This window comes from Streptomyces sp. NPDC001868, assembly GCF_040297125.1.
In the GTDB taxonomy this organism is placed as follows: domain Bacteria; phylum Actinomycetota; class Actinomycetes; order Streptomycetales; family Streptomycetaceae; genus Streptomyces.
The window spans coordinates 39,745-64,172 of record NZ_JBEOYO010000041.1 but is presented as its reverse complement, the minus strand read 5'-3'; the positions used below and the strand labels follow the sequence as shown (position 1 = coordinate 64,172).

Below are 24,428 nucleotides of genomic sequence, written 5' to 3'. Positions count from 1 at the left end.
CCTGGGCATGGGTCCCTGCGGCCCTGCGCGAGCGGGGCTATGAGCGTCTTGCTGTCGCTCCCGCGCCCAGGGCGCCTCGTTGGGGGGTGATGCCTGCTGGTACGGCTCGTTGTCTTGCTGGGGTGCCTGTCCAGCAGGTGCCTCGGCGGGAGAGGAGGCGGCGTAGCCAGAGTTCTAGGGCTACTAGGTCGGCGAGGCCGTCGAGGGGGAGGGGTTCGCCTTCGGCGGCGGCTCGGAGGGCCTTGCGGACGACTCGGGCTTCGACAAGGCCCGCCTGGGCCAGGAGGGGGGTGTCGAAGAGGGTGATCAGGGTGTCGGCGGCGACGCGGAGGCCGGTGCGGGCGGCGGCGTGGGAGGTGGCGTGGGAGGGGGCGCCCCAGCCGGGCGGGAGGTCGGTGACGCCGGCGCCCTCCAGGACCGTACGGAGGATGGCGGCGCGGGCGCCGGGGCGGACGCGGAGGGCCTCGGGGAGGGCGCGGCAGGCGCGGACGACCTGGTTGTCGAGGAAGGGGATGTGGAGGCGTTGGGAGCGGACCTCCGCGGCCTGTTCGAGGACACGGATGTCCGTGGCGTAGCGGGCCAGGGCCGCGCGGGCGCGGAAGTCGCCGGGGCGCTGGCCGGGGCCGACGGAGGGGCGGCCCGTCGTCGCCCCCAGGCGAATCGATACTTCTGCCAGGGCCTCGCCCGTGAGCCAGCGGGCGGCTGGGCCCGGTCTGGCCCAGGTGAGCGCGGCCAGCGAGGCGCCCACCGCGCCTCCGGGCTCCTCGAAGCGGCGCTGCATGAGGCGGGTGGCGAGGACTTCGACGCCGGAGCGGTACGGGGTGCGGGACAGCTTCCGTGCGGCGCTGTACACACGCGCGGGGACCATCACCGAACCGTCGGCCTTGGCCAGGGCGGCGACCGGGCGGACCAGGTGGCGGCGTTTGCGGTCCATGAGGAGGTCGGCGAGGCGGGCGGGGTGGGCGTCCAGGACCTGGCGGGCGCCGTAGCCGGTGAAGTGGTCGGCGCTGCCGGAGGCGAGGCGGGCACGGTGCCGGGCGGCCGTCACCAGGGAGGGGCCCGGTTCGTCGGTCAGGGGGACGTCGAGGTCGGCGTACGGGAGGACCTCCTCGCCGCCGGTCACGACCACGTGGTGCAGGCGGGGGTTGGCGGCCAGGGTGCCCGCGCGTTCCAGTTCGGTCTCGCGGCCGGAGGTGACCAGGTCGTTGAAGGTGACGGCGAGGAGGCGTTCGCCGGCGCCCGTGCCGTGGCCGAGGACCGTGCCGGGCGCGCCGGGGAGGCCGGCGGCGAGCAGGGCCAGGGTGCCGGAGGCGGGGCCGCCGGAGACGTCGGCGCCGATGCCGGGGACGGGCATGCCCCGGGCGGCGCGGCGCTCGGCCGGGCCCATGCCGGGGACCGGGCCGGGGTCGACGTCGGGTACGTGCCGGGGGGCCGAGAGGCGGACCCGTACGGACTCCACCAGGGCGTCGCGGACCGCGTCCACCGCGCTGGCCGGATCGGCGGAGGGCGCGGCGACGGCGAGGGACGCGACCGGCTCGTAGCCGGCGATCTCACGGGCACCGGCGCGCAGGATCAGTGCGTGCCCCGGGGGAATGCGGCGCACGCCGTCGTACGGCGTGGAGTCGTGGAGGGCGTCCGGTACGTCGGGGGCGGCCAGCAGGGCGGCCAGGTGCCCGAAGTCGAGGTTGGCCTCGATGAGGTCGGCGAGCGGGAGGGCGGCGGTCGCGTACGCCGTGCCGCCCGACCAGGGGGTGTAGAAGACCGGGCGGGCGCCCGCGAGGTCACCGCAGACGGTCAGCCGACGGCCGACCTGGACGACGGCCGTGTAGCTGCCGGGCCAGGCGGTGAGATGGCGCAGGGCGCCGCCGCGGGCGGCGAACAGGCCCACGCGCAGCTGCTCGTCGGAGGCGCCGCAGATACCGAGGACGGCGATGCGCGTCTGGGCGTCGGCCTGTACGACCCGCACCTCGTCCGGGCGCCAGTCCCCCACGGCCCACAGCGGGTCGGGGTCGCCCCACAGGAGGTGCGAGCCGACCGGGTGCACGGTCTCGCCGTCGAAGCCGGTGGCGCCGGCGGAGCCGAAGGCGGGCGCGCCAGCGGCGGTACTGCTCCATCCCACCAACCACCGCATCGACGCCTCCACAGGCTGTGGACAACCGGTGCACCGTACGAACGGTCCCCATGCTGCCACGAAGGAGGCTTGTCGGAGGGCGCGCGGCGCGGCTTGCACACCGGTAAGTGCGCCCCTGGGGAGCCATGAGCGCTCCCCCGTCACACCCTCAAGTCGCCCTGGAGGAGGGGCGGTCGACAAAGGTGGACCCCGGGTCTACGACGTGAATGCGCCCCCGGTACGCTCCCCCAAAACACCTAACGCGCCCTCAACAGACGTGGTCGGAGCGGTATTCACCCTCGACGACCACCGTCGATTTTCGGCCAAATCGGTCCTGAAGGGCGGAGTCGGCGCGCCCTCCGTACCGCCCTCGATGGCAACACAGCGTCAACGCACAGTCCGGGAGGCGGAGTTCGCCTCCCGGACCGGTCCGCCGCCCGCGGGGATGTAGGCGGCGGTGTCCCCCAGCCCACTGGATCCAGTACAGCGGGCCGACCCACGCACGACCATGGAAGCGCTCCCCCGGTGGCCGGAGAAGAGCGCACGGACAGGCGCACGGCCACACAGCGGGAGCACGTGACAACACTCCGTGTGGCGCCCGCACTTTCGTGCGGACCACAATCCCGCCATCCGGATTTGGGCCCCTTAACGCTTGGGATGCGGCGAACTACGCTGGGTTGTACGAATGCCGCGTGCCTATGCCGCCGCGGCAGCCGTCTGTTCGAGGGGTGGCGCAATGTCCAGGGAGCAACGCGGGCCGAACGAAAAACTCGGCGCCGTTCTCGCCCTCGCGGGAATCAGCAACGCAGGACTCGCGCGTCGCGTCAACGACCTTGGCGCTCAGCGAGGACTGACTCTTCGCTATGACAAGACGTCGGTGGCGCGCTGGGTGTCGAAGGGCATGGTGCCGCAAGGCGCCGCGCCCCACCTCATCGCGGCCGCGATCGGCCAGAAGCTCGGCCGTCCGGTGCCGCTCCACGAGATCGGCCTGGCGGACGCGGATCCCGCCCCCGAAGTGGGCCTCGCCTTCCCCCGTGACGTCGGACAGGCGGTGCGCGCGGCGACGGAGCTGTACCGCCTCGACCTCGCCGGCCGCCGCGCGGGCACCGGCGGCATCTGGCAGTCCCTCGCCGGATCGTTCGCGGTGAGCGCGTACGCGACGCCCGCCTCACGGTGGCTGATAACCCCGGCCGACAGTTCGGTGGCGCGCGAGGCGGGCTCCGCGGAGGGCTCCGGGTCGCCGCTGAAAGTCGGCCACAGCGATGTGCAGAAGCTGCGGGAGGCCGCCGAGGACGCCAGGCGCTGGGACTCCAAGTACGGAGGCGGCGACTGGCGTTCGTCGATGGTGCCGGAGTGCCTGCGGGTCGAGGCGGCGCCGCTGCTGCTCGGCTCGTACTCCGACGAAGTGGGCCGCGCGCTGTTCGGAGCGTCCGCGGAACTCACCCGCCTCGCCGGTTGGATGGCCTTTGACACGGGTCAGCAGGAGGCCGCGCAGCGTTACTACATCCAGGCGCTGCGGCTGGCGCGGGCGGCGGCCGATGTGCCGCTGGGCGGGTATGTGCTCGCGACCATGTCGTTGCAGGCGACCTACCGGGGCTTCGGCGACGAGGGCGTCGATCTCGCGCAGGCCGCGCTCGAACGCAACCGGGGGCTGGCGACCGCGCGCACGATGAGCTTCTTCCGGCTCGTCGAGGCGAGGGCGCACGCGCGCGCGGGCGACGCGGTGGCCGCCGGAGCGGCCCTCAAGGCCGCCGAGGGGTGGCTGGAGCGGGCCCGGGACGGCGACCACGATCCGACGTGGCTCGGGTTCTACGGCTACGACCGGTTCGCCGCGGACGCGGCCGAGTGCTACCGGGATCTCAAGGCCCCGCGTCAGGTGCGGCGCTTCACCGAGCAGGCGCTGTCGCGGCCGACGGAGGAGTTCGTGCGGTCGCACGGGCTGCGGCTCGTCGTGTCGGCGGTCGCCGAGCTGGAGTCCGGGAATCTTGACGCGGCGTGTGAGCAGGGGGTGCGGGCGGTGGAGGTCGCCGGGCGTATCTCTTCGGCGCGTACGACCGAGTATGTGAAGGATCTGCTGCATCGGCTGGAGCCGTACGGGGATGAGCCGCGGGTGATCGAGCTGCGGGAGAGGGCGCGGCCTCTTTTGATGACGCCTGCGTAGGTTTTGGGCGCCTGCTCGCCTACCCGTCTGCCGGGTTTGGGTGGTTCGGCGGGTGCGGGTTGTTTGGGGCTGGTCGCGCAGTTCCCCGCGCCCCTGAAGGGGCGCGGCCTTGGGCGCCCGGCGGCAGAGAACGGCAGCGGGGAACAGCAGCGGGGAACAGCAGCAGGAACGTGACCAGCGCCATGTGGGCGGCTTCCGGGTTTGAGGGCATTGTCAGTGGTGCAGTGCACTATCGGAGTCGGGAGGTGGGGCGCGTGCGGAGGCAGGGCGCTTACGACTGTGATGTGCTCGTGGTCGGCGGTGGGATCGTCGGGCTGTCCACCGCGTATGCGATCACGCGGGCGGCGCCGGGCACGCGGGTCACCGTGCTGGAGAAGGAGCCTGGGCCGGCCCGGCACCAGACCGGGCGGAACAGCGGCGTGATCCACAGCGGGATCTACTACCGCCCGGGATCGCTGAAGGCGCGGTACGCCGTCAAGGGCGCCGCCGAGATGGTCAAGTTCTGCGCCGAGTACGGCATCGATCACGCTGTCACCGGGAAGCTGATCGTCGCCACGGAGAGGTCCGAGCTCCCCCGGCTGCATGCTCTGGTGCAGCGCGGCCGGGAGAACGGGATTCCGGTGCGGGAGCTGGGCGCCGCCCAGATCGCCGAGTACGAGCCGGAGGTGCGCGGGCTCGCGGCCATACATGTCGGCACCACCGGGATCTGTGACTTCGTGGGGGTCGCCCGGCAGCTCGCGCGGGCCTCCGGTGCCGAGATCCGGTACGGCGCCGAGGTCGAGCGGATCGACCGGCGGGCCTCGCTCGGGGTCGCCGTCCGGATCCGGGGCGGTGACGTCGTACGGGGGCGGGTGCTGGTGAACTGCGCCGGGCTGCACTGCGACGAGGTGGCCCGGATGACCGGGGACGAGCCCGGGATGCGGATCGTGCCGTTCCGGGGGGAGTACTACGAGCTGGCGCGGCCCGAGCTGGTCCGTGGACTCGTGTATCCGGTGCCCGACCCGGCGTTTCCGTTCCTCGGGGTGCATCTGACCCGGGGCATCGACGGGGGCGTGCACATCGGGCCCAACGCCGTGCCCGCGCTGGCCCGGGAGGGGTACGGCTGGGGCACCGTACGGATGCGGGAGCTGGGGGCGACGCTGGCCTGGCCCGGGTCCTGGCGGATAGCCCGGCGGCACTGGCGGTACGGGGCGGGGGAGCTTCGGCGGTCCGTGTCGAAGAAGGCGTTCACCGGGGCGGTGCGGCGGTTGTTGCCGGCGGTGTCGGAGGGGGATCTGGTGCCTGCGGCGGCGGGGGTGCGGGCGCAGGCCGTGCTGCGGGACGGGACGCTGGTGGACGACTTCCTGATCCGGGAGGGCGCGCGGGCCGTACATGTGCTGAACGCGCCTTCGCCTGCGGCTACCGCTTCGCTGCCGATCGGGCGGGAGGTGGGGAGGCGGGCGTTGGCGGCGTTGGCCGGGGTGGCCGGGGTGGCCGGGGTGTAGTCCGCCCTTGGTGAGGAGGTGCCCGGCGGCTGGGGCCGGGTGGGGGTGGGTCGGGGTCGGTGGGGCTGGGTCGGGGTCGGGGGCGGTGGGGCTGGGTTTTCGTCCATGGCGTTCGGTGGGTGGACGGCAGGCTGGGGCCGGGCACCTGGGGGTCGTAAAATCGGGGCACTGTGTCTGACTCTCCTGATGCCCCTGAGCCCCGCACCACCGGTGCCTCCCTTCGGCGTACCCGGGACAAGGGTGAGCCGCGATTTCCCGATGGGCCGAAGGCGGATCCCGCCGGGTCGCATTTCGAGCGGCGGATCAGGAGCTTTCAGCCCCGGCGGAGTCGGGTGACGGCCGGGCAGGCGGACGCCCTGCAGCGGCTGTGGCCCAAGTGGGGGCTCGATATCGACGGGCGCGCGCTGGATCTCGTCGAGCTGTTCGGGGACGAGAAGCCCGTCGTGCTGGAGATCGGGTTCGGGATGGGGGAGGCGACCGCGCGGATGGCCGCCGCCGATCCGGACACCAATGTGCTCGCCGTGGATGTGCACACACCGGGCCAGGGGAATCTGCTGAATCTCGCGGACCGGGACGGGCTGTCCAACGTTCGGGTCGCCAACGGGGACGCGATCATTCTGCTGCGGGAGATGCTCGCGCCCGCGTCGTTGGACGGGCTGCGGGTCTACTTCCCCGATCCCTGGCCGAAGAAGCGGCACCACAAGCGGCGGCTGATCCAGGAGGAGTTCCTCACGCTCGTCGCGTCACGGCTCCGGGCCGGGGCGATCGTGCACTGTGCCACGGACTGGGAGCCGTACGCCGAGCAGATGCTCGAAGTGCTCACCGCGCACCCGGAGTTCGAGAACACCCGGGCCGACGGCGGGTTCGCGCCACGTCCCGCCTTCCGGCCGCTGACCCGTTTCGAGGGGCAGGGACTGGACAAGGGTCATGTGGTGAACGATCTGCTCTTCCGCCGCGTACAGCAACGTGAGCAGGAGCAGGAGCAGTAGTAGAGCAGCAGAGCAGTAGTAGGAACGAGAGCGGATGCGGGAGCAGATGCAGGAGTTCGAACACACCCCCACAGGCGCCTGAAGGCCGTCGTTCACAGTCCGGCGGGACGCACCACGCGCCGTCGCGGGCGGCGCCTCTCCCTCGTTAGGGTCAATGCAATGGCCACCAGTCCCCCCTACCCGACGCAGCCCAGCGGCCCCTCCGGTGGGTATGCGTTCAGGCCCACGCGCTGGTGGCAGCGGAAGAGCGTCAGATACGGGGCGCTGATAGGGCTGCTCGGGGTCTCCGGGTTCGTCATCCTCGCGCTCGTCCGTGAACAGACCGGCACCGAGGGGTTTCTCGTCGGCCTGGGGCTCGCGATACTGCCCGTCCCGCTGCTGATGGCCGTGTTCCGGTGGCTGGGCCGGGTGGAGCCCGGGCCCTGGCGGAACCAGGTGTTCGCGTTCGCCTGGGGGGCGTGTGCGGCGGCGCTGATAGCCATCGTGGCGAACAGTTTCGCCACACGCTGGATAGCCACGGCCACCGCCGACCCCTCGCATGCCGACACCCTGGGGGCCACCGTCATAGCGCCCGTGGTGGAGGAGACCGCCAAGGCCGCGGCCGTCTTACTCGTCTTCCTGTTCCGGAGGCGGGAGTTCACCGGGATCGTGGACGGGGTGGTGATCGCGGGGTTCACCGCGACCGGGTTCGCGTTCACCGAGAACATCCTGTACCTGGGGACCGCGTTCGGGACGGACCAGCTCAGCGGGGGGAGCGGGCTGGCGTCCGTCACCGCGGCCACGTTCTTCGTACGGGTGATCATGTCGCCGTTCGCGCATCCCCTGTTCACCGTGCTGACGGGGATCGGGTTCGGGGTCGCGGCGTTCTCCGCGGAGTGGCAGCGGGCGCGGCGGGTGCTCGTGCCGGCGAGTGGGCTGCTGCTCGCCATGGGGATGCACTCGATCTGGAACGGGTCGGCGACGTTCGGGGAGTACGGGTTCTTCGCGGTGTACGCGGCGTTCATGGTGCCGGCGTTCGGGCTGCTGACGTGGCTGGTGATCTGGGCTCGGCAGCGGGAGTTGCGGAAGGTGCGGGAGGAGTTGCCGGCGTATGCGGCGGCGGGGTGGCTGACGCCGGCTGAGCCGTATGTACTGGGGTCGATGCGGGCTCGGCGGGTGGCGCGGGAGTATGCGGCGCATCACTTCGGCAAGGCGGGGGGTCGGTCGGTCGGGGAGTACGAGGTGTACGCGACGAAGTTGGCGTTTCTGCGGTATCGGGGGCGGCGGGGGCGGGTCGGGGCGGACTTCGCGTTGCGCGAGCGGGAGTTGCTGTTCGAGCTGTGGCGGCGGCGGGATGTGGCTCGGCCGGCCTTGGGGTATGCGGGGCTGGAGGTCGGGCCTGCGGGGTGGGCTGGGCACGGGTATGGGCACGGGCAGGGCGGTTATGGCGGGTACGGGCCGGGGTTCCCGCAACCGGCGGGGTACGGGGTGACGCCGCCGTATTCCGCGTACAACCCGTATCGGTCGTAGGGGCGGGCGAGTTCGCCCGCTGCCGGTGAGTGGTTCGCCCGCTGCCGGTGGGTCGTTCTGGCGGTCCGGTGAGTGGGTCGCCTGTCGCCTGTGGGTGGTTCGCCCAGGGGCGGTGGGTGGGTCGGGGGCGCGCCGGGGGGTGTCCGTCCTCGGAACGGCGCGGAATCGGTGGGCTGGGAAGTTTGACGAGTTGACGCGCCAACCGCTGCGGGCGGACACCCCCCGGCACACCCCCTTCTCGCCGTACGCGGCCGACCCGACGTACGGGGTGCGGTGCGGTGCGGTCATGCATGCCCGGCGCCCCTGCCCCCCGTCGACCCCAGCCCACCCGCCGTACGGCGTGCGGTCGTCGCGCAGTCGGCGGTCCGGCTACGGCCTCCACGCCCCGTTTCGCTGCGGGCAGCCGTGTCGCTGGGGGGTGCGAGGGGCGTGGGCTGTTTCTGTCGGCCGCTGTGGGCGGGGACTACGCCGATGCTGTTGTCAGTTTGTCGAGTTCCTCGGGGGTGAGGGTGAGGTCGGCGACGGCGAGGAGGGCGGGGAGTTGGTCGAGGGTGCGGGCTGAGGCGATGGGGGCGGCCACTGTCGGCTGGGCGGCGAGCCAGGCGAGGGCGACGGTTGCGTGGGCGGCGCCGCGGGACTCGGCGATCTCGTCGAGGGCCGTGAGGACCCGCGTGCCGGCCGGGGTTTCCAGGTACGCGCCGGCGCCGGCCGCCCGGGGGCTGTCGACCGTCGTGCCGGGGCGGTACTTGCCCGTGAGGAAGCCCTTGGCGAGGGCGAAGTAGGGGACGGCGGAGAGGCCGTGGTCGGCGGCGAGGGTCTGGAGGGCGCCCTCGTAGGTGTCCCGGGAGACCAGGTTGTAGTGGGGCTGGAGGGCGACGTAGCGGGCCAGGCCCTCGGCGGCCGAGAAGTCCAGGGAGGCCTTCAGGCGCTCGGGGGTGATGTTGGACGCGGCTATCGCGCGGACCTTGCCGGCCTTCACCAGGTCGTCCAGGGCGGTGATGATCTCCTCGACGGGGACGTCGGGCTGGTCGAAGTGGGTGTAGTAGAGATCGATGTAGTCCGTGTCGAGGCGGGCGAGGGAGGCGTCGGCCGCCGCCTTGATGTTGGCCGCCGTCAGGCCCGGGTACTCGGGGTGCTGGCTCACCTTGGTCGCGATCACCACGTCGGCGCGGTTGCCGCGGGACTTGGCCCACTTGCCGATGATCCGCTCGGACTCACCGCCCTGGTTGCCCTCGACCCACGCCGAGTAGGAGTCGGCCGTGTCGACGAAGTTGCCGCCGGCCGCCGCGTAGGCGTCGAGGACGGCGAAGGACTGTGCCTCGTCCGCCGTCCAGCCGAAGACATTGCCGCCGAGCGAGAGCGGGAAGACCTCGATCTCGGATGTGCCCAGCTTGCGAAGAGAAGTCATGTCCAACGTCAACCAGGGGGACGGACGCCCGCATTCCGCCCCCGCGTGAACGGCACGTGAAGCATGGAAGGGGAGGCGGGGCGGGGAGGGGACTGCAGAGGGGGAGGGCAGAGGAGGGGGCGTCGGGCATGACGGACGCCGCGTCGTCCTCGCGGACCTACGCGGCGTCGTTGGTGCTGATCTGCCTTACGGGGTCAGGCCCTTGCTGCGCAGCCATGCCGCCGGGTCGATGCCGCTGGAGGAGCCGCCGGGGTGGACCTCCATGTGGAGGTGGGCGCCGGTGACGTTGCCGGTGGCGCCGACGCGGCCGATGACGTCGCCGGTGGCGACCTTCTGGCCGACGCTGACGCCGATGGAGGACTGGTGGGCGTACCAGATCTCGGTGCCGTCATCGAGGGTGAGGACGGTCTTGTAGCCGTACGAACCCTCGTAGCCGGCCTGCGTGATGGTGCCACTGTGGACGGCCTTGATGAGCGTGCCCGTGGGGGCGGCGAAGTCGAGGCCGGTGTGGTAGCCGGAGGACCAGTAGGGGCCGGCCTGGCCGAAGGTGGAGGTGAGGGTGTACGAGGAGGTGGGAAGCGTGAACTGCTTGGCGAGGGAGGCGAGGCGCTCGGCCTCTTCCTTCCGCTCGGCTTCCTCGGCCGCCTTCTGCTTGGCGGCGGCCTCCTTGGCCTCGGCTTCCTTCTTCTCCTTGGCGGCCTGCTCGGCGGCCTTGTCCGCGGCGGCGGTCTGGGCGGCCTCGGCGGCGGCCTTGTCGAACGCGTCCTGCTGGGACTCGGCCTGCGCCATGATGCGGGCGCGCAGCGCCTCGCCGGCGTCGGCCGCGCCCTGCTCGGAGTCGGTGGCGGTCAGGCCGGCGTTGCTGAGCGGGGAGGTGGAGGCCTCGGGCTCCGGCTCCTCGGCGTCGTCCTCGAAGACCGAGCCGACATTCGGCATGTCGGGCATCGATATGGAGACCGGGGCCTTGCCGGACTGCGCGCTGGCCATGCCGGCGCCGCCGACGGCGGCTATGACACCGACGCCGAGAACGGTGGAGCTGCGGGCCAGTCCGCCACGGGCGAGTCCACCGCGCGGCTTGGCGACGCGGTGCCGGCCGCGAACGGGGCGAATGGTCTCCTCGCTGGGATTCCACTCCTGCCAGGGGCCCTCGTTGTCGCTGTTGTAGCTGCCGTAGCCGAACGTCTGGCTCTCGCCGTCGCGCTGGCTCGGTACGAACGGGGCTTCGGTCGCGGACCGGTTCGACGCCACGTGGGCGTACTCCTTCCTTCCTTTTCGTCTACCGGGTTAGCTGACGGGTTCGGAGCAGGAAGGTCTCCTACGCGCGTAAACCGGTCGTGCGTACTGCCACGGCGGTTTCCGTGCGATTCACCCCAGAGTGATGGTTCCCCGGTTCCCTTGCGGGATTCGACGCGTGAGCACGGAGCCGTCTCTTGTGACGGCTGGGACGACCGCGCTGCGTTATCGAACGTTAATAGACGCGAGTGCTCCATTCCAAGCTGTTCTGAATGATCGTTCCGGCTTTCGCGCCGGACTTTACGGGTCATGCGGGGTGGAAAACGGGCGAGTTGACCTTGACTCAGGAGTAACAGAAGTTCTGACGTTACGTCAGTTGTTATACGGAGAACGGTCGAACAGACACAGTCGGTGACATTCGGTGGTGCGAGACGCGCACGATGTGAGAGAGACGTGTGCGTCAGGGGCGGCGGACCGCCAGCAGCGCCATGTCGTCCGTCGTGCGGTCACCCGTGTGCCGGCGCACCTCTTCCGCGAGGGTCGTCAACAGGGCGCGCGGGGCGGAGAAGACCCGGCCGGACAGGCGCTCGGCCGGGTCGTAGAAGACACCGCGCGCGTCCCGCGCCTCGGAGAGGCCGTCGGTGTAGAAGAGCAGCATGGCGCCCGGCGGGAAACCGGTCTCCTCCGCGCGGTCGGGCCAGGTGGCCAGGTCCTCCATACCCAGCGGGAGCGCCGGCTGCGGGGCGTCCAGGGTGCACAGGGTGCCGTCGGCGTACAGCAGCAGGGGGGACGGGTGGCCCCGGTTGACGATCCGGGCGCGGCCGGCACCGTGCGGGAACTCCGCCAGTACGGCCGTCACGAACCCCTCGTACTCCACCGCCGTGTCCCGGCGCGCGGCCTCCCGCCGGGTGCTCTCGCGGGCCAGCGCCCGTTCCAGCCGCTGGGCGACCGCTTCGAGCGTCGACTCCTGCTCGGCCGCCTCCCGGAACGCGCCGATCAGCACCGCCACCGCCGACACCGCCCCCAGCCCCTTGCCCCGCACATCGCCCACGATCAGCCGGACACCGTGGGGCGAGTCCTGCACCGCGTACAGATCGCCCCCGATCGACGCCCCGGCCTGCGCCGCCTCGTACCGCGCCGCGATCTCCAGCCCGCCGATCCGCTCCTGCGGCACCGGCAGTACGGCCCGCTGCGCCGCCTCGGCGATCTCCCGGGCGGTGGCGAGCCGGGCGTCGCTGCGGCGGACGAGGCGGTTGATCAGTACGGCCAGTACGGCGACGGTGGCCACCGTGGCGATCTCGGTGATCGCGTCCACATGGCCCGCGTCGTCGTAGTGGAGGCGTACGGCGGTGATGCCGGCGACCGACGCGACGCCGGTGATCACCGTGCCGTGCAGCGAGAAGAGTGGGGCCGCCACGAGGGGCGCGGCGGTGAAGAAGGGGACGGCCGTGAACTCGCGCGGGGTGAAGTGGTCGTAGAAGAGGCCGATGGCGATCAGCAGGACGGGGAGCACGCGGACGAGCGTCCGGGCATACGAGAACCGCCGGCCGACCGGCTCCCTCGCACCCTCTGGCTGCCCCACGGATACAGGGTTTCCGGGGGACGGGGCGCGGGCGAGTCGGCGGAGCCGAGTGGGCTAGCCGATGCCCACCACCGGCCGACATCCAACACCGGCCGACGCCCACCGCCGTTCCGTCCGGGGCTCAGCCCGCCGTCAGTCCCGTCAGCCCGGTCAGCTCCGGCAGGGGAAGCGTGTGCTGGGTCTGGAGGACCTTCGCGCGGAGGTAGCGCACGTTGTGGGCGGTGGTGAAGACGCCCGTGGGGACGCGGTCGCGGACGCCGACCCCGAGGTCGCGGAGCTGCCGCGCCTTGTCGGGGTTGTTGGAGAGCAGGTCCAGCTCGTCGATGCCGAGGGCGCCGAGCATCTGGGCCGCCGCCGTGTAGTCGCGGGCGTCCTCCGGCAGGCCGAGCGCCGCGTTCGCCTCGTAGGTGTCGAGACCCTGGTCCTGGAGGGCGTACGCGTCGAGCTTGTTGTAGAGGCCGATGCCCCGGCCTTCCTGGCGGAGGTAGAGCAGGACACCACCGCGGTCGGCGATCCGCTCCACCGCCTCGCGCAGCTGCGGACCGCAGTCGCAGCGGGCCGAGCCGAAGACGTCGCCGGTCAGGCACTCGGAGTGCAGCCGGACCAGCGGGGCCGTGCCGGGCGCCGGGTCGCCGAGGACGATCGCCAGGTGCTCCTGGTCGTCGACGAGGCCGTGGAAGGTGACCAGTTCGGCGTCGACGCCGTAACCGTCCTGGAAACGCAGCGGCACCCGGACGCGGGCACGCGGGGTGGCAGCGGGAAAGTCGGGCATGCGGGTTCTCCGGTCCTGGCGCGGGTGTCGCTGTGCTTCAGTTTTGAAGCACAGCGCTCGCAGCGACTCTAACCCGTGCTTCAAATTTCAAGCAACCGGATTGGGTCGATCTCACATTCCCGCAACACGGGAAGACGCGACACAGGAGAACTTCGCGGTGGACCTACTGACCGTCCTGACCGTCCTGACCGGGCTGACCGGGCTGACCGGGCTGACCGGGCTGACCGGACTGGCTCGACTGGCTCGACTGACCCGACGGGCACGCGCGGCGGCGCCAGGGCAGGTCGTCGGAGCCGGCGGCCGCCTGCGGGTCCCCGCCCTGGATCGCCCCCGCGATGGCCGCGCAGATCTCCTCGAACTGGCCGATCTGTTCGGGGCTGAGGTGGTCGAAGACGGCCTTGCGGACCGTCTCGACATGGCCCGGCGCCGTGCGTTCCAGCAGGGCCATGCCCTCGTCGGTGAGCACGGCGACGCTGCCCCGCTTGTCCCACTGGCAGTCCTCGCGCCGCACCACGCCGTCCTTCTCCAGCCGGGTCACCGCGTACGTCAGCCGGCTGCGGGTGATCTTCTGGTGCTCGGCGAGGTCGGTCATCCGCATCCGCCGGTCCGGCGCCTCGGAGAGGGCGGCCAGCACGGAGTAGTAGAGGTGCGGCAGACCGGCCTCCTGCTGCAGCTGCCGGTCGAGCGCGTCCTCCAGGAGCGAGCTCGCGGCCACGTAGGCACGCCAGGCACGCTGTTCCTCGGGGGTGAGCCAGCGGGTCGTCATACGTACAGTGTAGTTATTGTTTAAAACTTGAACCAACCCACAGGGAGCGCGTACATGCCCCAGCCCTACGTCCTGTTGTCCGCCGCCGTCTCCCTCGACGGCTTCCTGGACGACACCGGGCCCGAGCGGCTGCTGCTGTCCGGCCCGGCCGACTTCGACCGGGTCGACGAGGTGCGCGCGGCCAGCGACGCCATCCTGATCGGCGCCGGCACCCTGCGCACCGACAACCCCCGCCTGCTGGTCAACTCCCCCGAACGCCGCGCGGCCCGCGTCGCCGCCGGACTCCCGGAGTACCCGCTGAAGGTCACCGTCAGCGCGTCCGGCGATCTCGACCCGGCGGCCCGGTTCTGGCACACGGGCGGCGAGAAGGTCGTCTACACGACCGAGAAGGGCGCGGAGCGGCTGCGCGGGCTGGGCCTGCCGGCCGGACCCGACGGTGTGGACGTCGTGTCCGTCGGCCCCGACCTGGAGTGGGCGGCCGTCCTCGACCACCTCGGCGACGTACGCGGCGTCCGCCGCCTCATGGTGGAGGGCGGCGGACGCGTACACACCCAGCTGCTCCAGCAGGGGCTCGCGGACGAGGTGCAACTGGCCGTCGCGCCGCTGTTCGTGGGCGAGGCGGACGCGCCCCGGCTGTTCGGGACGGGCGCGTATCCCGGCGGGCCGAAGAGCCGGCTGCGGCTGCTGGAGACCCGGCCGGTCGGCGACGTCGTCCTCATCCGGTACGCCCCGACCGTCCCCGGCACCGGCCCGGCCGTCTCCCCCGCCGACCGGCACTGGCTGGCGCTGGCCTGCGACCTGGCCGCCGAGTGCCCGCCCTCCCGGACCGCGTTCAGCGTCGGTGCTGTCGTGGTCGCCGAGGACGGTACGGAACTGGCCCGCGGCCACTCCCGCGAGGGCGGCGACCCCGTGGCCCACGCCGAGGAGGCCGCCCTCGCCAAGATCGACCCCACCGATCCGCGCCTCGCCTCCGCCACGGTCTACAGCAGCCTGGAACCCTGCGCCCGCCGCGCCTCCCGCCCCGCGCCCTGCGCCCGGCTCCTTCTCGACGCGGGCATCCGCCGCGTCGTCACGGCCTGGCGCGAGCCGGACACGTTCGTCGAGGACGCCGCCGCCGGCAACGCGATGCTGGCGGCGGAGGGGGCCGAGGTCGTGGTGCTGGGGGAGTTCGAGGGGCGGGCGAAGGCGCCCAACAGCCATTTGGTCACCTGACAGACGTGCGGGCGGCCAGGTGAATCCCCGGTGATCGCCGGTCGCCATCAAACCGTGTGCTCGGGGTCCCGCAGATGGCGTACACTGGTTTCAACGACGCGGGGTGGAGCAGCTCGGTAGCTCGCTGGGCTCATAACCCAGAGGTCGCAGGTTCAAATCCTGTCCCCGCTACTGAAGGCCTGAGGCCCGGAATCCGATGAGGATTCCGGGCCTCAGGTGTTTCTGCGCTCCCGCTCAGGCTTCGCGGGCCGCCGCCACCGCGTCCGTGTAGAGCTCGCGGGTGAGATCCTCCGCGGCGATGCCCAGATCGTCGAAAACCGCGCGGATGTCGTCGAGTGCCGCTGTGACCTCGGTCTCCTCCTGGACGAGGGTCTCGATCTCCAGGAAGGCGCCGTCCAGCTCGGGAACCCGTACGAGAGTGGCGAGCAGCTGTCGGCTGTACGCCTCGAAGGCGTGGCTGCGGCAGTGCTTCTCGAACACGATCACCGGCGCGTAGCCGAGGTGCTCCAGGATGGTGTGCGCGGTCCCCGCGTCCCCGACCCGCGTCTCGTACTCGGGTTTCGAACCGGACGCCTCGTCCAGCGCCGCCGCCTTGAAGGTGAGCAGGGTGCGCCGGCCGCCCGTGGCATGGTCGGCCAGGACGCGCAGCCGCAGTTCCTCGTCCCGTGCGCGCAGACTGCCGTCCGGCAGGTCGTAGTACGTGTCCCGGTATGTCTCGGACCTGCCCTCGGCCCGCTCGTCGAGCGCCCGCGCGACCGCCTCCGGCGCACGGACCCGGGCCTTCAACTCCGCCTCGATCACGCCCCGTTCCTCTCCTCACCCATCATCCGCACGCGTCCTCACCCAGCGCTCTCCCCCGCTCTTCCGTCACCACACGTACGGCAGCTCCACGGCGACCACGGTCGGTCCGCCGACGGGACTGGTCATGGTGAACACACCGTCCAGGGCCGCGACCCGACGCCGTATCCCCAGCAACCCGGAACCACCGCCCGCACCGCTCCCGCCCGGCCCTCCCCTCTCGTCGGCCCCGCCCAGCCCTTCGTCCCGGACGACGGCACGCAACCCGGTGCGTACGCGCTCCAGTTGGACGGCGGCGCGCCGGGAGCCGCTGTGCTTGGCGGCGTTGGTGAGGGCTTCGGCGATGGCGAAGTACGCGGCGGTCTCGACGGCGGCGGGCGGGCGGGGGCCGTCGGTGTCCTCCAGCCCGCGCACCTCGACGGTCACGTCGAGACCACTGCCGGCGGCGAGGGCCCGTACGGCTCCGGCCAGGCCCCGGTCGGTGAGGATCGGCGGGTGGATGCCGCGCACGACGTGGCGGAGTTCGGTGAGCGCGGCCTCGGCCTGGTCCTGGGCGTCGACGAGGAGTTCGCGGGCGGCGTCCGGGTCGCGGGCGTACGCGCGCTGGGCCAGCCCGATCCGCATGGAGAGCGAGACGAGGCGGGCCTGGGCGCCGTCGTGCAGGTCGCGTTCGATACGGCGGAGTTCGGCGCCGTGGGCGGCGATGGCGTCGGCCCGGGTCGCCGTCAGCTCCTCCACCCGCTCGGCGAGACGGGCCTTGGGGGAGGGCCTGAGCAGGGTCTCGGACCAGCGGGCGTCGAGGTCGGCGAGGCGGCTGATCCACGGCAGGACGACGGCTTCGCGGCGGAGCAGCCCGTACCGTACGCCGTCGACGAGGAGGCCGAGCGGCCACAGGGGCAGGGCGAGGAGGAAGAGGGCGCCGTAGGCGTAGTGGGCGCCGAGCCAGCGCAGGTCGGCGAGGGTGCCGGGGTCGCGGACGGCGCCGCGCAGGCGTTCGCGGAGGGTGCCGTGGATCGGGCGGTACGCCTCGGGGATCTCGCGGCCCGTCCAGGCGGCCACCTGGTGGCGTTTCGCGCCGGCGATCCGGCGGATCAGCAGCACCGCCTCGGGGAGCATCCAGGCACCGATCACCGCGAGGGTCCCGGTGGCCGTGATCAGCAGAACGGTGATGAAGAGATACGTCCCGAAGGCCAGACCCCCGGCCCAGATCAGCATCCTCGTCGCCCACGCCGCCTGCCGCACCGCTTTCCACATACCGTCGACGCTAGGGACGGGGGCGGAGCGGCGCAGGAGAGCGGTCACCCCTTCGGGGGTGTAGTCCGCTACACCTTCGCCGTGGCCGGGAGGCGGGGCCGAGGGCGGGGGCGGCGATGTTCAGCGGCTGACCGGGAAAGGCGATGTTCAGCGGCTGACCGGGAAAGGCGATGTTCAGCGGCTGACCGCGAAGACCGTGCCGCTGTCGTTGCCGACGTAGACCGTGGCGTCGATCGCCGTGGGCGAGGAGCGGATGTCCGCGCCGGTGCGGTACGTCCACCGGGGCTTGCCGGTCTCCGTCCGTACGGCGTAGAGGGTGCCGTTCTTGCTGCCGACGTACACGGTGTCGCCGAGGACGGCCGGGGAGGAGTAGACGACGGCGCCGACGGTGAACTTCCACCTCTGCTTCCCGGTGAGGGCGTCGACCGCGTACAGATTGCCGTCGTCGCTGCCGACGTAGACGACCCCGCCGGAGACGGCCGGCGAGGAGCCCACGCCGCCCCGGGTGGCGAAGGTCCAGCGGAGTTCACCGGTGTCGCAGTCGACGGCGTACAGGTTGCCGTCGTAGCTGCCCACGTAGACGACACGGTCGGCGACCGCCGGGGAGGACTTGACGTCGCCGTCGGTCCTGAAGGCCCAGCGGCGTTCGCCGGTCGCCGCGTCGACGGCGTAGAGCCGGGAGTCCTCGCTGCCGACGTAGACCTTGTTCCAGGCGACGACCGGGGAGGAACGGATCCGGCCCTCGGCGGCGAACGTCCACTTCCGGTCGCCGGAGCGGGCGTCCACGGCGTACAGCCGCGCGTCGTCACTGCCCGCGTAGACCACTCCCCCGGCGACCACCGGCGAGGAGTTGATCTCTCCGCCGGCGCTGAACTGCCAGCGCTGGTCGCCGGTCTTCACCTCGACGGCGTAGAGGTGGTAGTCCGCGCTGCCGAAGTAGGCCAGGCCACCGGCCACGGCGGGGCAGGTGTAGACGCCGTTGCCCGTGCCGAACTGCCAGCGCGGCTTGCCCGTCTCGGCGTCCAGGGCGTACATGCTCCCGTCCTTGCTGCCGGCGTACACCAGCCCGCCCGTGGCGAGGAGGGCGGGCGCGACCGGGCCTCCGGTCCCGCGCTGCCATCTCAGCTTTCCCGGTGCCGGCACGCCGTCCGGGTCCTTCAGCGTGTCGTTGCCGTCGCCCGATCCGTCATCGCGGTCCTGCTCACCCCGCCCCAGCAGATACGTCCCCACCCCCACGGCGGCGACGCCCCCCACTCCGGCGATCGCGGCGAGCACGCGGCGGCGGGTCGGGGGACCGGGGTCGCGGTCGGCTGGGTGGGGTGGGGTGGGGGTCGGTGGTGAGGGGTGGGCGAGTTGTGAGGGCCCTGAGGGCTGCGGCCGACCTGGTTGATCGAGCCGATCCGGTCGATCCGGTCGATCCGTTTGGCCTGATTGACCCCTTTGGCCTTGTTGATCCTGTTGGTCGGGACGTGAGGGTGACCGGCCGTCGATCCAGGTGGGCGCATCGCCCAGGGATACGGGACCGGGCGCGCCGACTCCGGACGAGCCGGGGTCCACACGCGGGCGGGGGTCTGTGGACAGGCGGGAGTCTGCGGACAGGCGCGGGTCTGCGAGCAGGCGGGGGTCTGCGGACAGGCGGGGGTCCACCGGAACGCGAGGGTCCATTCCGCCCCCGGCGGTCGCGGCGGTCGCGGTCCGCGTACCGTTCCGCCGCCCCTCTGCCTCAGCCTTTGCATTCGCCTCTGCCGACCCCGCCCTGGTGGGCACCTCCGGCGCCTCCGGCACCAGCGTCCCGCCCCGCTCCCCGGCGCGGCGTACCGAGGAGGCCACGGACGCGGGCAGCCAGGCTCCGCCGTGGAGGGCGAGGGTCACGGTGTCCGTGCCGTACTCCGCGTCGGGCGCAGGGAGGATACGGCCGGCGAACTCGGCGAGCAGTTCGGCGACGGTGGGCCGACGGACCGGATCCTTGTCGAGACAGTGGCCGAGAAGGGGGCGCAGCCCGGCGGGGACGGCGGACAGGTTCGGCTCGTCGTGGACCACGCGGAAGCCGACGCCGAGCGAGGGGCCGGACCCGAAGGCGCCCTCGCCGCTGGCGGCGAAGACGAGCACCCCACCGAGGGCGAACACGTCGGCGGGCGTACCGGCCCGGCCGCCCGTCAGCTGCTCGGGCGACATGTACGCGGGGGTGCCGATGACGGCGCCGCTGCGGGTCAGCGAACTCGATCCGGCGGAGATCGCGATCCCGAAGTCGATCACCTTGGGACCGTCCGGGGCCAGCAGCACGTTGGAGGGCTTCAGATCCCGGTGGACGAGACCCGCCGTGTGGATGGCCTGGAGCGCCTCGGTCAGGCCGGCTCCCAGGGCGAGCACGGAGGACTCGGGCAGCGGTCCGTGGCGCGCGATGGTGTCGTCGAGCGAGATGCCCGCGACATGGACGGTGGCGAGCCACGGCGGGTCCCCGTACGGATCCGCGTCGACGACCGCGGCCGTGAAGGCACCGCTGACGGCCCGCGCGGCCGCCGCCTCCCGGGCGAACCGCTGCCGGAACTCGGGTTCGTAGGTCAGTTCGGGCCGGATGGTCTTGACGGCCACCGCACGGCCACCCGGAGACAGCCCGAGATAGACACGCCCCATCCCACCCGCACCGAGCCGCCCCACGATCCGGTACGGCCCCACCTGCCGCGGGTCACCGCTCTCCAACGCCTGCGCCATGGGCCCCCTGCCCCCTTCTGAGGGCGATCCACCCCCGGACGCCTTCTCGTTCATAATGTCCGCCGCACACGGAATGCGCACCTCACTGTGCGGTCGGACGCGCCTCGGGGGCACGAAGGTTCCCGGGCCCGCCCCGGGCGTGAGCCGTACGCCCGCAAAGTAAGCGGTACGTCCGAAGTGAGCCGTACACCGACGCGGTGGCCGTCAGCGGAAGTGCCGGAAGAACGCGCGCACGTCGGCGGTGAACAGCTCAGGCTGTTCCATCGCCGCGAAGTGGCCGCCCCGGGGGAATTCGGACCAGTGGACGATGTGGTGGTCGCGTTCGGCGAGGTGGCGGACGGGGCGGGCGAGGTCGGCGGCGAAGGCGGCGACGCCGGTGGGGGTGGTGGGGCGGGGTTTCGTGCGGGGCGCCGGCGAGGGGTGGGCCGCCTCCCAGTAGTGGCGGGCCGAGGAGCCGGCGGTGCCGGTGAGCCAGTACAGCATCACATTGGTCAGCAGCCGGTCACGCGGGACGGCGTCCTCGGGGGCGTCCCGGCTGTCGGTCCACTCCTTGAACTTCTCGACGATCCAGGCGAGTTGCCCCACCGGGGAGTCGGTCAGCGCGTAGGCGAGGGTCTGCGGCCGGGTGCCCTGGATCTTCGCGTACGCCGACATCTCGGGCTCCGCGGCGAGGAGCCGGCCGAGGTGTGCGCGGTCCTCTTCCGTGAGGCCGGCGGCCACGGCCGGGTCGTCCGGGGGCGGGGTCAGCAAGGTGTTGAGGTGGATGCCTACGACGCGTTCGGGGACGAGGGCGGCCAGTTCCAGGGTGATCGCGTGGCCCCAGTCGCCGCCCTGGGCGCCGTAGCGGTGGTAGCCCAGCCGCCGCATCAACTCCGCCCACGCGCCCGCGACTCGACGGATGTCCCAGCCGGGCTCCCGCGTCGGTCCGGAGAGGCCGTAGCCCGGGATGGAGGGGATCACGAGGTGGAAGGCGTCGGCCGGCGTGCCGCCCCGGTACGCGCGCGGGTCGCTGAGCGGACCGATGACGTCGAGGAACTCCACGACGGATCCCGGCCAGCCGTGGGTGATCAGCAGCGGCAGTGCGGTCGGTTCGGGGGAGCGGACATGGAGGAAGTGGACGTCCGCTCCGTCGATCGTCGTCATGAACTGGGGGAACCGGTTGAGGTGCGCCTCGTGCTCGCGCCAGTCGTAGGCGGTACGCCAGTACGCCGCCAGCTCCTTCAGATACGCGAGCGGCACGCCCTGCGACCAGCCGGGCGCGGTGGCGTCGTCCGGCCAGCGGGTGGCGTCGAGCCGTGCGGCCAGGTCGTCCAGGGCTGTCCGGGGGATGTGGAGCCGGAAGGGGCGGATCGTGGGTCGGGGCACCGCCTGCGTGATCGCGCTCATGCGTCCTCGCCCGCACGCTTGGCCTCGCCCTTGGCCTCACCGTTTGCCTCGCCCTTGTCCTCGGCCTCGGCCTTCCCGCGCGCCTGATCGTCGCCCTCATCGGGTCCACTTGGCTCACCGGGCTCACCGGCCAGCGCGCGTGCGGCCGCGATGGCGTGTTCGTCCCAGCCCCAGTGGCCCGGGTCGTCGTCGCGCTCGGCTTGCTCGTCGATCCATCGCTTGTGGGCCTCCCAGGCCGCCTGTTTGGTGGTGCCGAGCGCGGCGCCGATCTGGGACCACGACGCCCCGGCCCGCCGAGCGGAGCGAACGGACAGCTGACGTCCGTAGAGGGCCTTGCGGGCGATCACCTCTCCGAGCGCGAGCAACTCCAGCGCCTCGCCACGGGCCAACGGCGCGTATTCCGGCCCGCCCGCGCTCTCGCCACCCTCATCACCCTCACCGTCACCGTTCTCCTCGTCCGGCGCCGCGAGGGCGTCCCGCGTCCGCAGCGCGTCATAGCGCGCCACCGCCGCCGGCAAGGTGAACCGGCCTTCGAGGTCATCAGGCGTCGTCGTCGACATGAGCCGAGTGTTTCGTCAGGGCAGCTTGACGTCAAGGTGCCCTGACGGCTTGCTCGGCGCATGAGGCGAGGCGGCCGGTCGGAGCACCCGCATGGGCGGCACCGACATGCCCGCCCGGGAACCGCGTGCCACGCTCGGAATCGCGCCGCTCGCGTCAGGCTCGGTGCGAGGAGGCAATGCGCATGCCGGTCGCCACGACAGGGTCCGAGGCCGCCGCGTCGCCCCCTGACCCGCTGACGCTGCTTCGCAGCCGCGCGTACCTGGTGCTCCTGCTGATGGCCGCGCTGATCGGCGTACCGGTGTCCGCGGCGGCGTTCGGCTTCCTCGCGCTGGTCGGGGAAGCCCAGCCGTTGATCTATACCGATCTGCCCAAGGCGCTGGGGTTCGACGGAACGCCCGCGTGGTGGCCGCTGCCGCTGCTCGCCGTAGGGGGACTGCTCACGGGGCTGACGGTCAAGTACCTTCCGGGGCACGGCGGTCATGAACCGACGGCCGGGTTCAAGCCCGCCGCCGCGCCCACGCCCATCGAGCTGCCCGGCATCTTCGCCGCCGCCCTGGCGACGCTCTGCTTCGCCGCCGTCCTCGGCCCCGAGGCCCCCCTCCTGGCGCTCGGCGGCGGGCTCGCCGCCGGTGCCGTACGGATGGTCAGACGCGACCCGCCGCAACAGATGGTCGAGGTGCTGGGCGCGGCGGGCAGTTTCGCGGCCGTCAGTTCGCTGCTGGGATCACCCCTGCTGGGCGCGTTCCTCCTGATGGAGGCCTCGGGGCTGGGCGGGCCGATGATGGCGCTGGTGCTGGTGCCCGGCCTGCTGGCCGCGGGCATCGGGGCCCTCATCTTCGTCGGGCTGGGGTCCTGGACGGGGCTCGGCACCTACTCCCTGGCCCTGCACGACGTACCCGAGGCCATGCGCCCGACGGCGGCCGAATTCGGCTGGGCCCTGGTCATCGGACTGTCGGCCGCCCTCGTGGGCGCGGGTATCCGATGGCTCGCCGTCCGGCTCAAGACGCACGTCGAGAGACGCCGGGTGCCGGCCACGGTGGTCATGGGCCTGATCGTGGCGGGGCTGGCGATCGGCTACGCGGAGGGCACCGGCAAACCGGCGACCGACGTGCTGTATTCGGGGCAGACGGCGATGGATCCGTTCCTCACGCACAGCGCCGCGTACTCGGTGGGCGCGCTGGCGCTGCTCGTGCTGTGCAAAGGGCTCGCGTACTGCGTATCGCTCAGCGCCTTCAGAGGCGGCCCGATCTTTCCCGGGATGTTCGTGGGAGCGGCGGGCGGCATCCTGTGCTCCCACCTGCCGGGGCTGACCGTGGTCGCGGGCTTCGCGATGGGGATCGGGGCGATGAGCGCCGCGATGCTGAGACTTCCGCTGGTCTCCGTCCTGCTGGCCACGCTGCTGATCGGGACACAGGGGGTGACCGTCATGCCGCTGGTGATCGTCGCGGTCGTGGTCTCGTACGTCGCCACGGCGAGGCTCGCCCCGCTGACGGCGCCGTAGGAGAGGGCACGGCAGCCTCCTCCGCCCCTCCTCCATTCCGTTCGGCGTTCCACCTGGGCCAAGTTCCCCCAGGTCAGAGCCGGTACGAGCATTCCAGCGTCCCGAAACTCCCGCAGAAATAGCGCATGGGACGCCGCATGCCACAGGCTTACGTCATCGAAGCGAGGCGCTCGCCGGACACGGTGACCGGCGCCGCTCAACTCCGCTTCCATAGCCCGCGTTTCAGGCGCACCCAGACCCATCCCACACACATCTCACGCAGCACCAGCAGCGCCACCACCACCGGGCAGCAGCAGACAAGACCAATCAGCAACAACCTAAAACCGGAAGATCACCTTCCGAATACTCCGAGAAAGCAGCTCACTCATGCGTATCGCCACCCGCTTCGCCTCCCGCGCCGCCGCCTCCTCCATGGTCGTCGCAGCCGCCCTCGCCCTCGTCGGCTTCCAGGCCACCGCGCAGACCGCCTCCGCCGCCGCCAAGGCCCCCTCGATCGTCACCTGCACCTCGGCGAACACCGCGCTGACCGTGTCCGAGGTGTCCCGCCCGATCAACCACCTGCTGCTCAAGGCCACCAACACCGGCACCAAGCCCTGCTACGCCTACAGCGCCCCCTTCCTGCGGGCCGGCGCCGACGCCCAGGCCCCGCTGGCGTGGGTCGAGGACAGCACGCCGCAGTCCGTGCTGGTGCTCGAGCCCGGCCAGTCGGCGTACGCGGGCATCACGACGTACTCCCCCGACGGCGAAGGCGGCAGCACCACGAAGACCCTGGGCGTGATCTTCGCCAACGGGAAGGGCGGCGCGACCACCGCGGAGAAGACCCTGAAGCTGCCGAACAAGGGCATCTTCTTCAACAGCGCCGCCGCCGTCACCTACTGGCAGGACAACGCCGCGGACGCCCTCGTCTGGTAACGGCGCCCCACTCCCACGCCGGCCAGGCGCCGGAGCCCCACCCAGCCCCGAAAACGAAGCGGCGCCCGACCCGACCGA

Annotated in this window: 18 protein-coding genes, 1 tRNA gene and 1 riboswitch; of the genes, 8 read left to right on the top strand and 11 right to left on the bottom strand. The window is 72.1% G+C overall.

Going from position 1 to position 24,428, the window contains the following annotated elements; translation table 11 throughout:
* Window positions 1-37: 37 nt before the first annotated feature.
* Window positions 38-2,131: an asparagine synthase-related protein gene (locus tag ABT147_RS34415; protein WP_351413563.1), complete on the bottom strand. Its 2,094-nt coding sequence runs from the start codon at window positions 2,129-2,131 to the stop codon at window positions 38-40.
* Between the two features lie 715 nt (window positions 2,132-2,846).
* On the opposite strand from ABT147_RS34415, the gene ABT147_RS34410 reads away from it, so the two are divergent.
* The 4 genes from ABT147_RS34410 (at window position 2,847) to ABT147_RS34395 (ending at window position 8,253) form a co-directional block, all read left to right on the top strand.
* On the top strand, window positions 2,847-4,271 hold the full coding sequence (locus tag ABT147_RS34410; protein ID WP_086755246.1) for an NsdA family TPR-like regulatory protein: 1,425 nt from the start codon (window positions 2,847-2,849) through the stop codon (window positions 4,269-4,271).
* Between the two features lie 254 nt (window positions 4,272-4,525).
* Window positions 4,526-5,755: an L-2-hydroxyglutarate dehydrogenase gene (lhgD, locus tag ABT147_RS34405; RefSeq protein ID WP_351413561.1), complete on the top strand. Its 1,230-nt coding sequence runs from the start codon at window positions 4,526-4,528 to the stop codon at window positions 5,753-5,755.
* 170 nt (window positions 5,756-5,925) lie between these two features.
* The gene (gene trmB, locus ABT147_RS34400) at window positions 5,926-6,744 is read left to right on the top strand and encodes a tRNA (guanosine(46)-N7)-methyltransferase TrmB (RefSeq protein ID WP_351413559.1); all 819 of its coding nucleotides are present in this window, start codon (window positions 5,926-5,928) and stop codon (window positions 6,742-6,744) included.
* Between the two features lie 159 nt (window positions 6,745-6,903).
* On the top strand, window positions 6,904-8,253 hold the full coding sequence (locus ABT147_RS34395) for a PrsW family intramembrane metalloprotease (protein WP_351413557.1): 1,350 nt from the start codon (window positions 6,904-6,906) through the stop codon (window positions 8,251-8,253).
* Between the two features lie 463 nt (window positions 8,254-8,716).
* Here the strand turns inward: ABT147_RS34395 and ABT147_RS34390 are convergent, their stop codons facing one another.
* From ABT147_RS34390 to ABT147_RS34370, 5 genes are all read right to left on the bottom strand, one after another.
* Entirely contained in the window at window positions 8,717-9,661 is a 945-nt protein-coding gene (locus ABT147_RS34390; protein ID WP_351413555.1) for an aldo/keto reductase, read from the bottom strand.
* A gap of 186 nt (window positions 9,662-9,847) precedes the next feature.
* On the bottom strand, window positions 9,848-10,909 hold the full coding sequence (locus tag ABT147_RS34385; protein ID WP_351413553.1) for a M23 family metallopeptidase: 1,062 nt from the start codon (window positions 10,907-10,909) through the stop codon (window positions 9,848-9,850).
* A gap of 10 nt (window positions 10,910-10,919) precedes the next feature.
* A riboswitch (cyclic di-AMP (ydaO/yuaA leader) is annotated at window positions 10,920-11,081 on the bottom strand.
* A 273-nt stretch (window positions 11,082-11,354) separates the two neighbouring features.
* On the bottom strand, window positions 11,355-12,476 hold the full coding sequence (locus tag ABT147_RS34380) for a PP2C family protein-serine/threonine phosphatase (RefSeq protein WP_351413551.1): 1,122 nt from the start codon (window positions 12,474-12,476) through the stop codon (window positions 11,355-11,357).
* Between the two features lie 121 nt (window positions 12,477-12,597).
* Window positions 12,598-13,248, bottom strand: a complete 651-nt coding sequence (locus ABT147_RS34375) for a GTP cyclohydrolase II (RefSeq protein ID WP_351413549.1) — start codon at window positions 13,246-13,248, stop codon at window positions 12,598-12,600.
* 163 nt (window positions 13,249-13,411) lie between these two features.
* Window positions 13,412-14,014, bottom strand: coding sequence for a MarR family winged helix-turn-helix transcriptional regulator (locus ABT147_RS34370; RefSeq protein ID WP_351413547.1), 603 nt, complete (start codon window positions 14,012-14,014; stop codon window positions 13,412-13,414).
* A gap of 54 nt (window positions 14,015-14,068) precedes the next feature.
* Between ABT147_RS34370 and ABT147_RS34365 the strand changes: the two genes are divergently transcribed.
* Both ABT147_RS34365 and ABT147_RS34360 read left to right on the top strand, forming a co-directional pair.
* A complete protein-coding gene (locus ABT147_RS34365) occupies window positions 14,069-15,226 on the top strand; it encodes a dihydrofolate reductase family protein (RefSeq protein WP_351413545.1) in 1,158 nt (385 codons plus the stop codon).
* 97 nt (window positions 15,227-15,323) lie between these two features.
* Window positions 15,324-15,397, top strand: a tRNA-Met gene (locus ABT147_RS34360).
* Window positions 15,398-15,460: 63 nt separating this feature from the next.
* Here the strand turns inward: ABT147_RS34360 and cyaB are convergent.
* The 5 genes from cyaB to ABT147_RS34335 form a co-directional block, all read right to left on the bottom strand.
* Window positions 15,461-16,027, bottom strand: a complete 567-nt coding sequence (gene cyaB, locus ABT147_RS34355; protein ID WP_351413543.1) for a class IV adenylate cyclase — start codon at window positions 16,025-16,027, stop codon at window positions 15,461-15,463.
* Window positions 16,028-16,093: 66 nt separating this feature from the next.
* Window positions 16,094-17,278, bottom strand: coding sequence for a sensor histidine kinase (locus ABT147_RS34350; RefSeq protein ID WP_351413541.1), 1,185 nt, complete (start codon window positions 17,276-17,278; stop codon window positions 16,094-16,096).
* Window positions 17,279-17,452: 174 nt separating this feature from the next.
* Window positions 17,453-19,990, bottom strand: a complete 2,538-nt coding sequence (locus tag ABT147_RS34345; protein ID WP_351413539.1) for a beta-alanine-activating enzyme beta-propeller domain-containing protein — start codon at window positions 19,988-19,990, stop codon at window positions 17,453-17,455.
* A gap of 204 nt (window positions 19,991-20,194) precedes the next feature.
* Entirely contained in the window at window positions 20,195-21,376 is a 1,182-nt protein-coding gene (locus ABT147_RS34340) for an epoxide hydrolase family protein (RefSeq protein WP_351413537.1), read from the bottom strand.
* Window positions 21,373-21,936, bottom strand: a complete 564-nt coding sequence (locus ABT147_RS34335; RefSeq protein WP_351413536.1) for a hypothetical protein — start codon at window positions 21,934-21,936, stop codon at window positions 21,373-21,375. Before ABT147_RS34335 ends, ABT147_RS34340 begins: the two co-directional genes overlap by 4 nt.
* Window positions 21,937-22,112: 176 nt before the next feature.
* On the opposite strand from ABT147_RS34335, the gene ABT147_RS34330 reads away from it, so the two are divergent.
* Window positions 22,113-23,438, top strand: a complete 1,326-nt coding sequence (locus ABT147_RS34330; RefSeq protein ID WP_502983207.1) for a chloride channel protein — start codon at window positions 22,113-22,115, stop codon at window positions 23,436-23,438.
* A 366-nt stretch (window positions 23,439-23,804) separates the two neighbouring features.
* Window positions 23,805-24,350, top strand: coding sequence for a DUF4232 domain-containing protein (locus tag ABT147_RS34325; RefSeq protein WP_351413532.1), 546 nt, complete (start codon window positions 23,805-23,807; stop codon window positions 24,348-24,350).
* Window positions 24,351-24,428 lie beyond the last annotated feature (78 nt).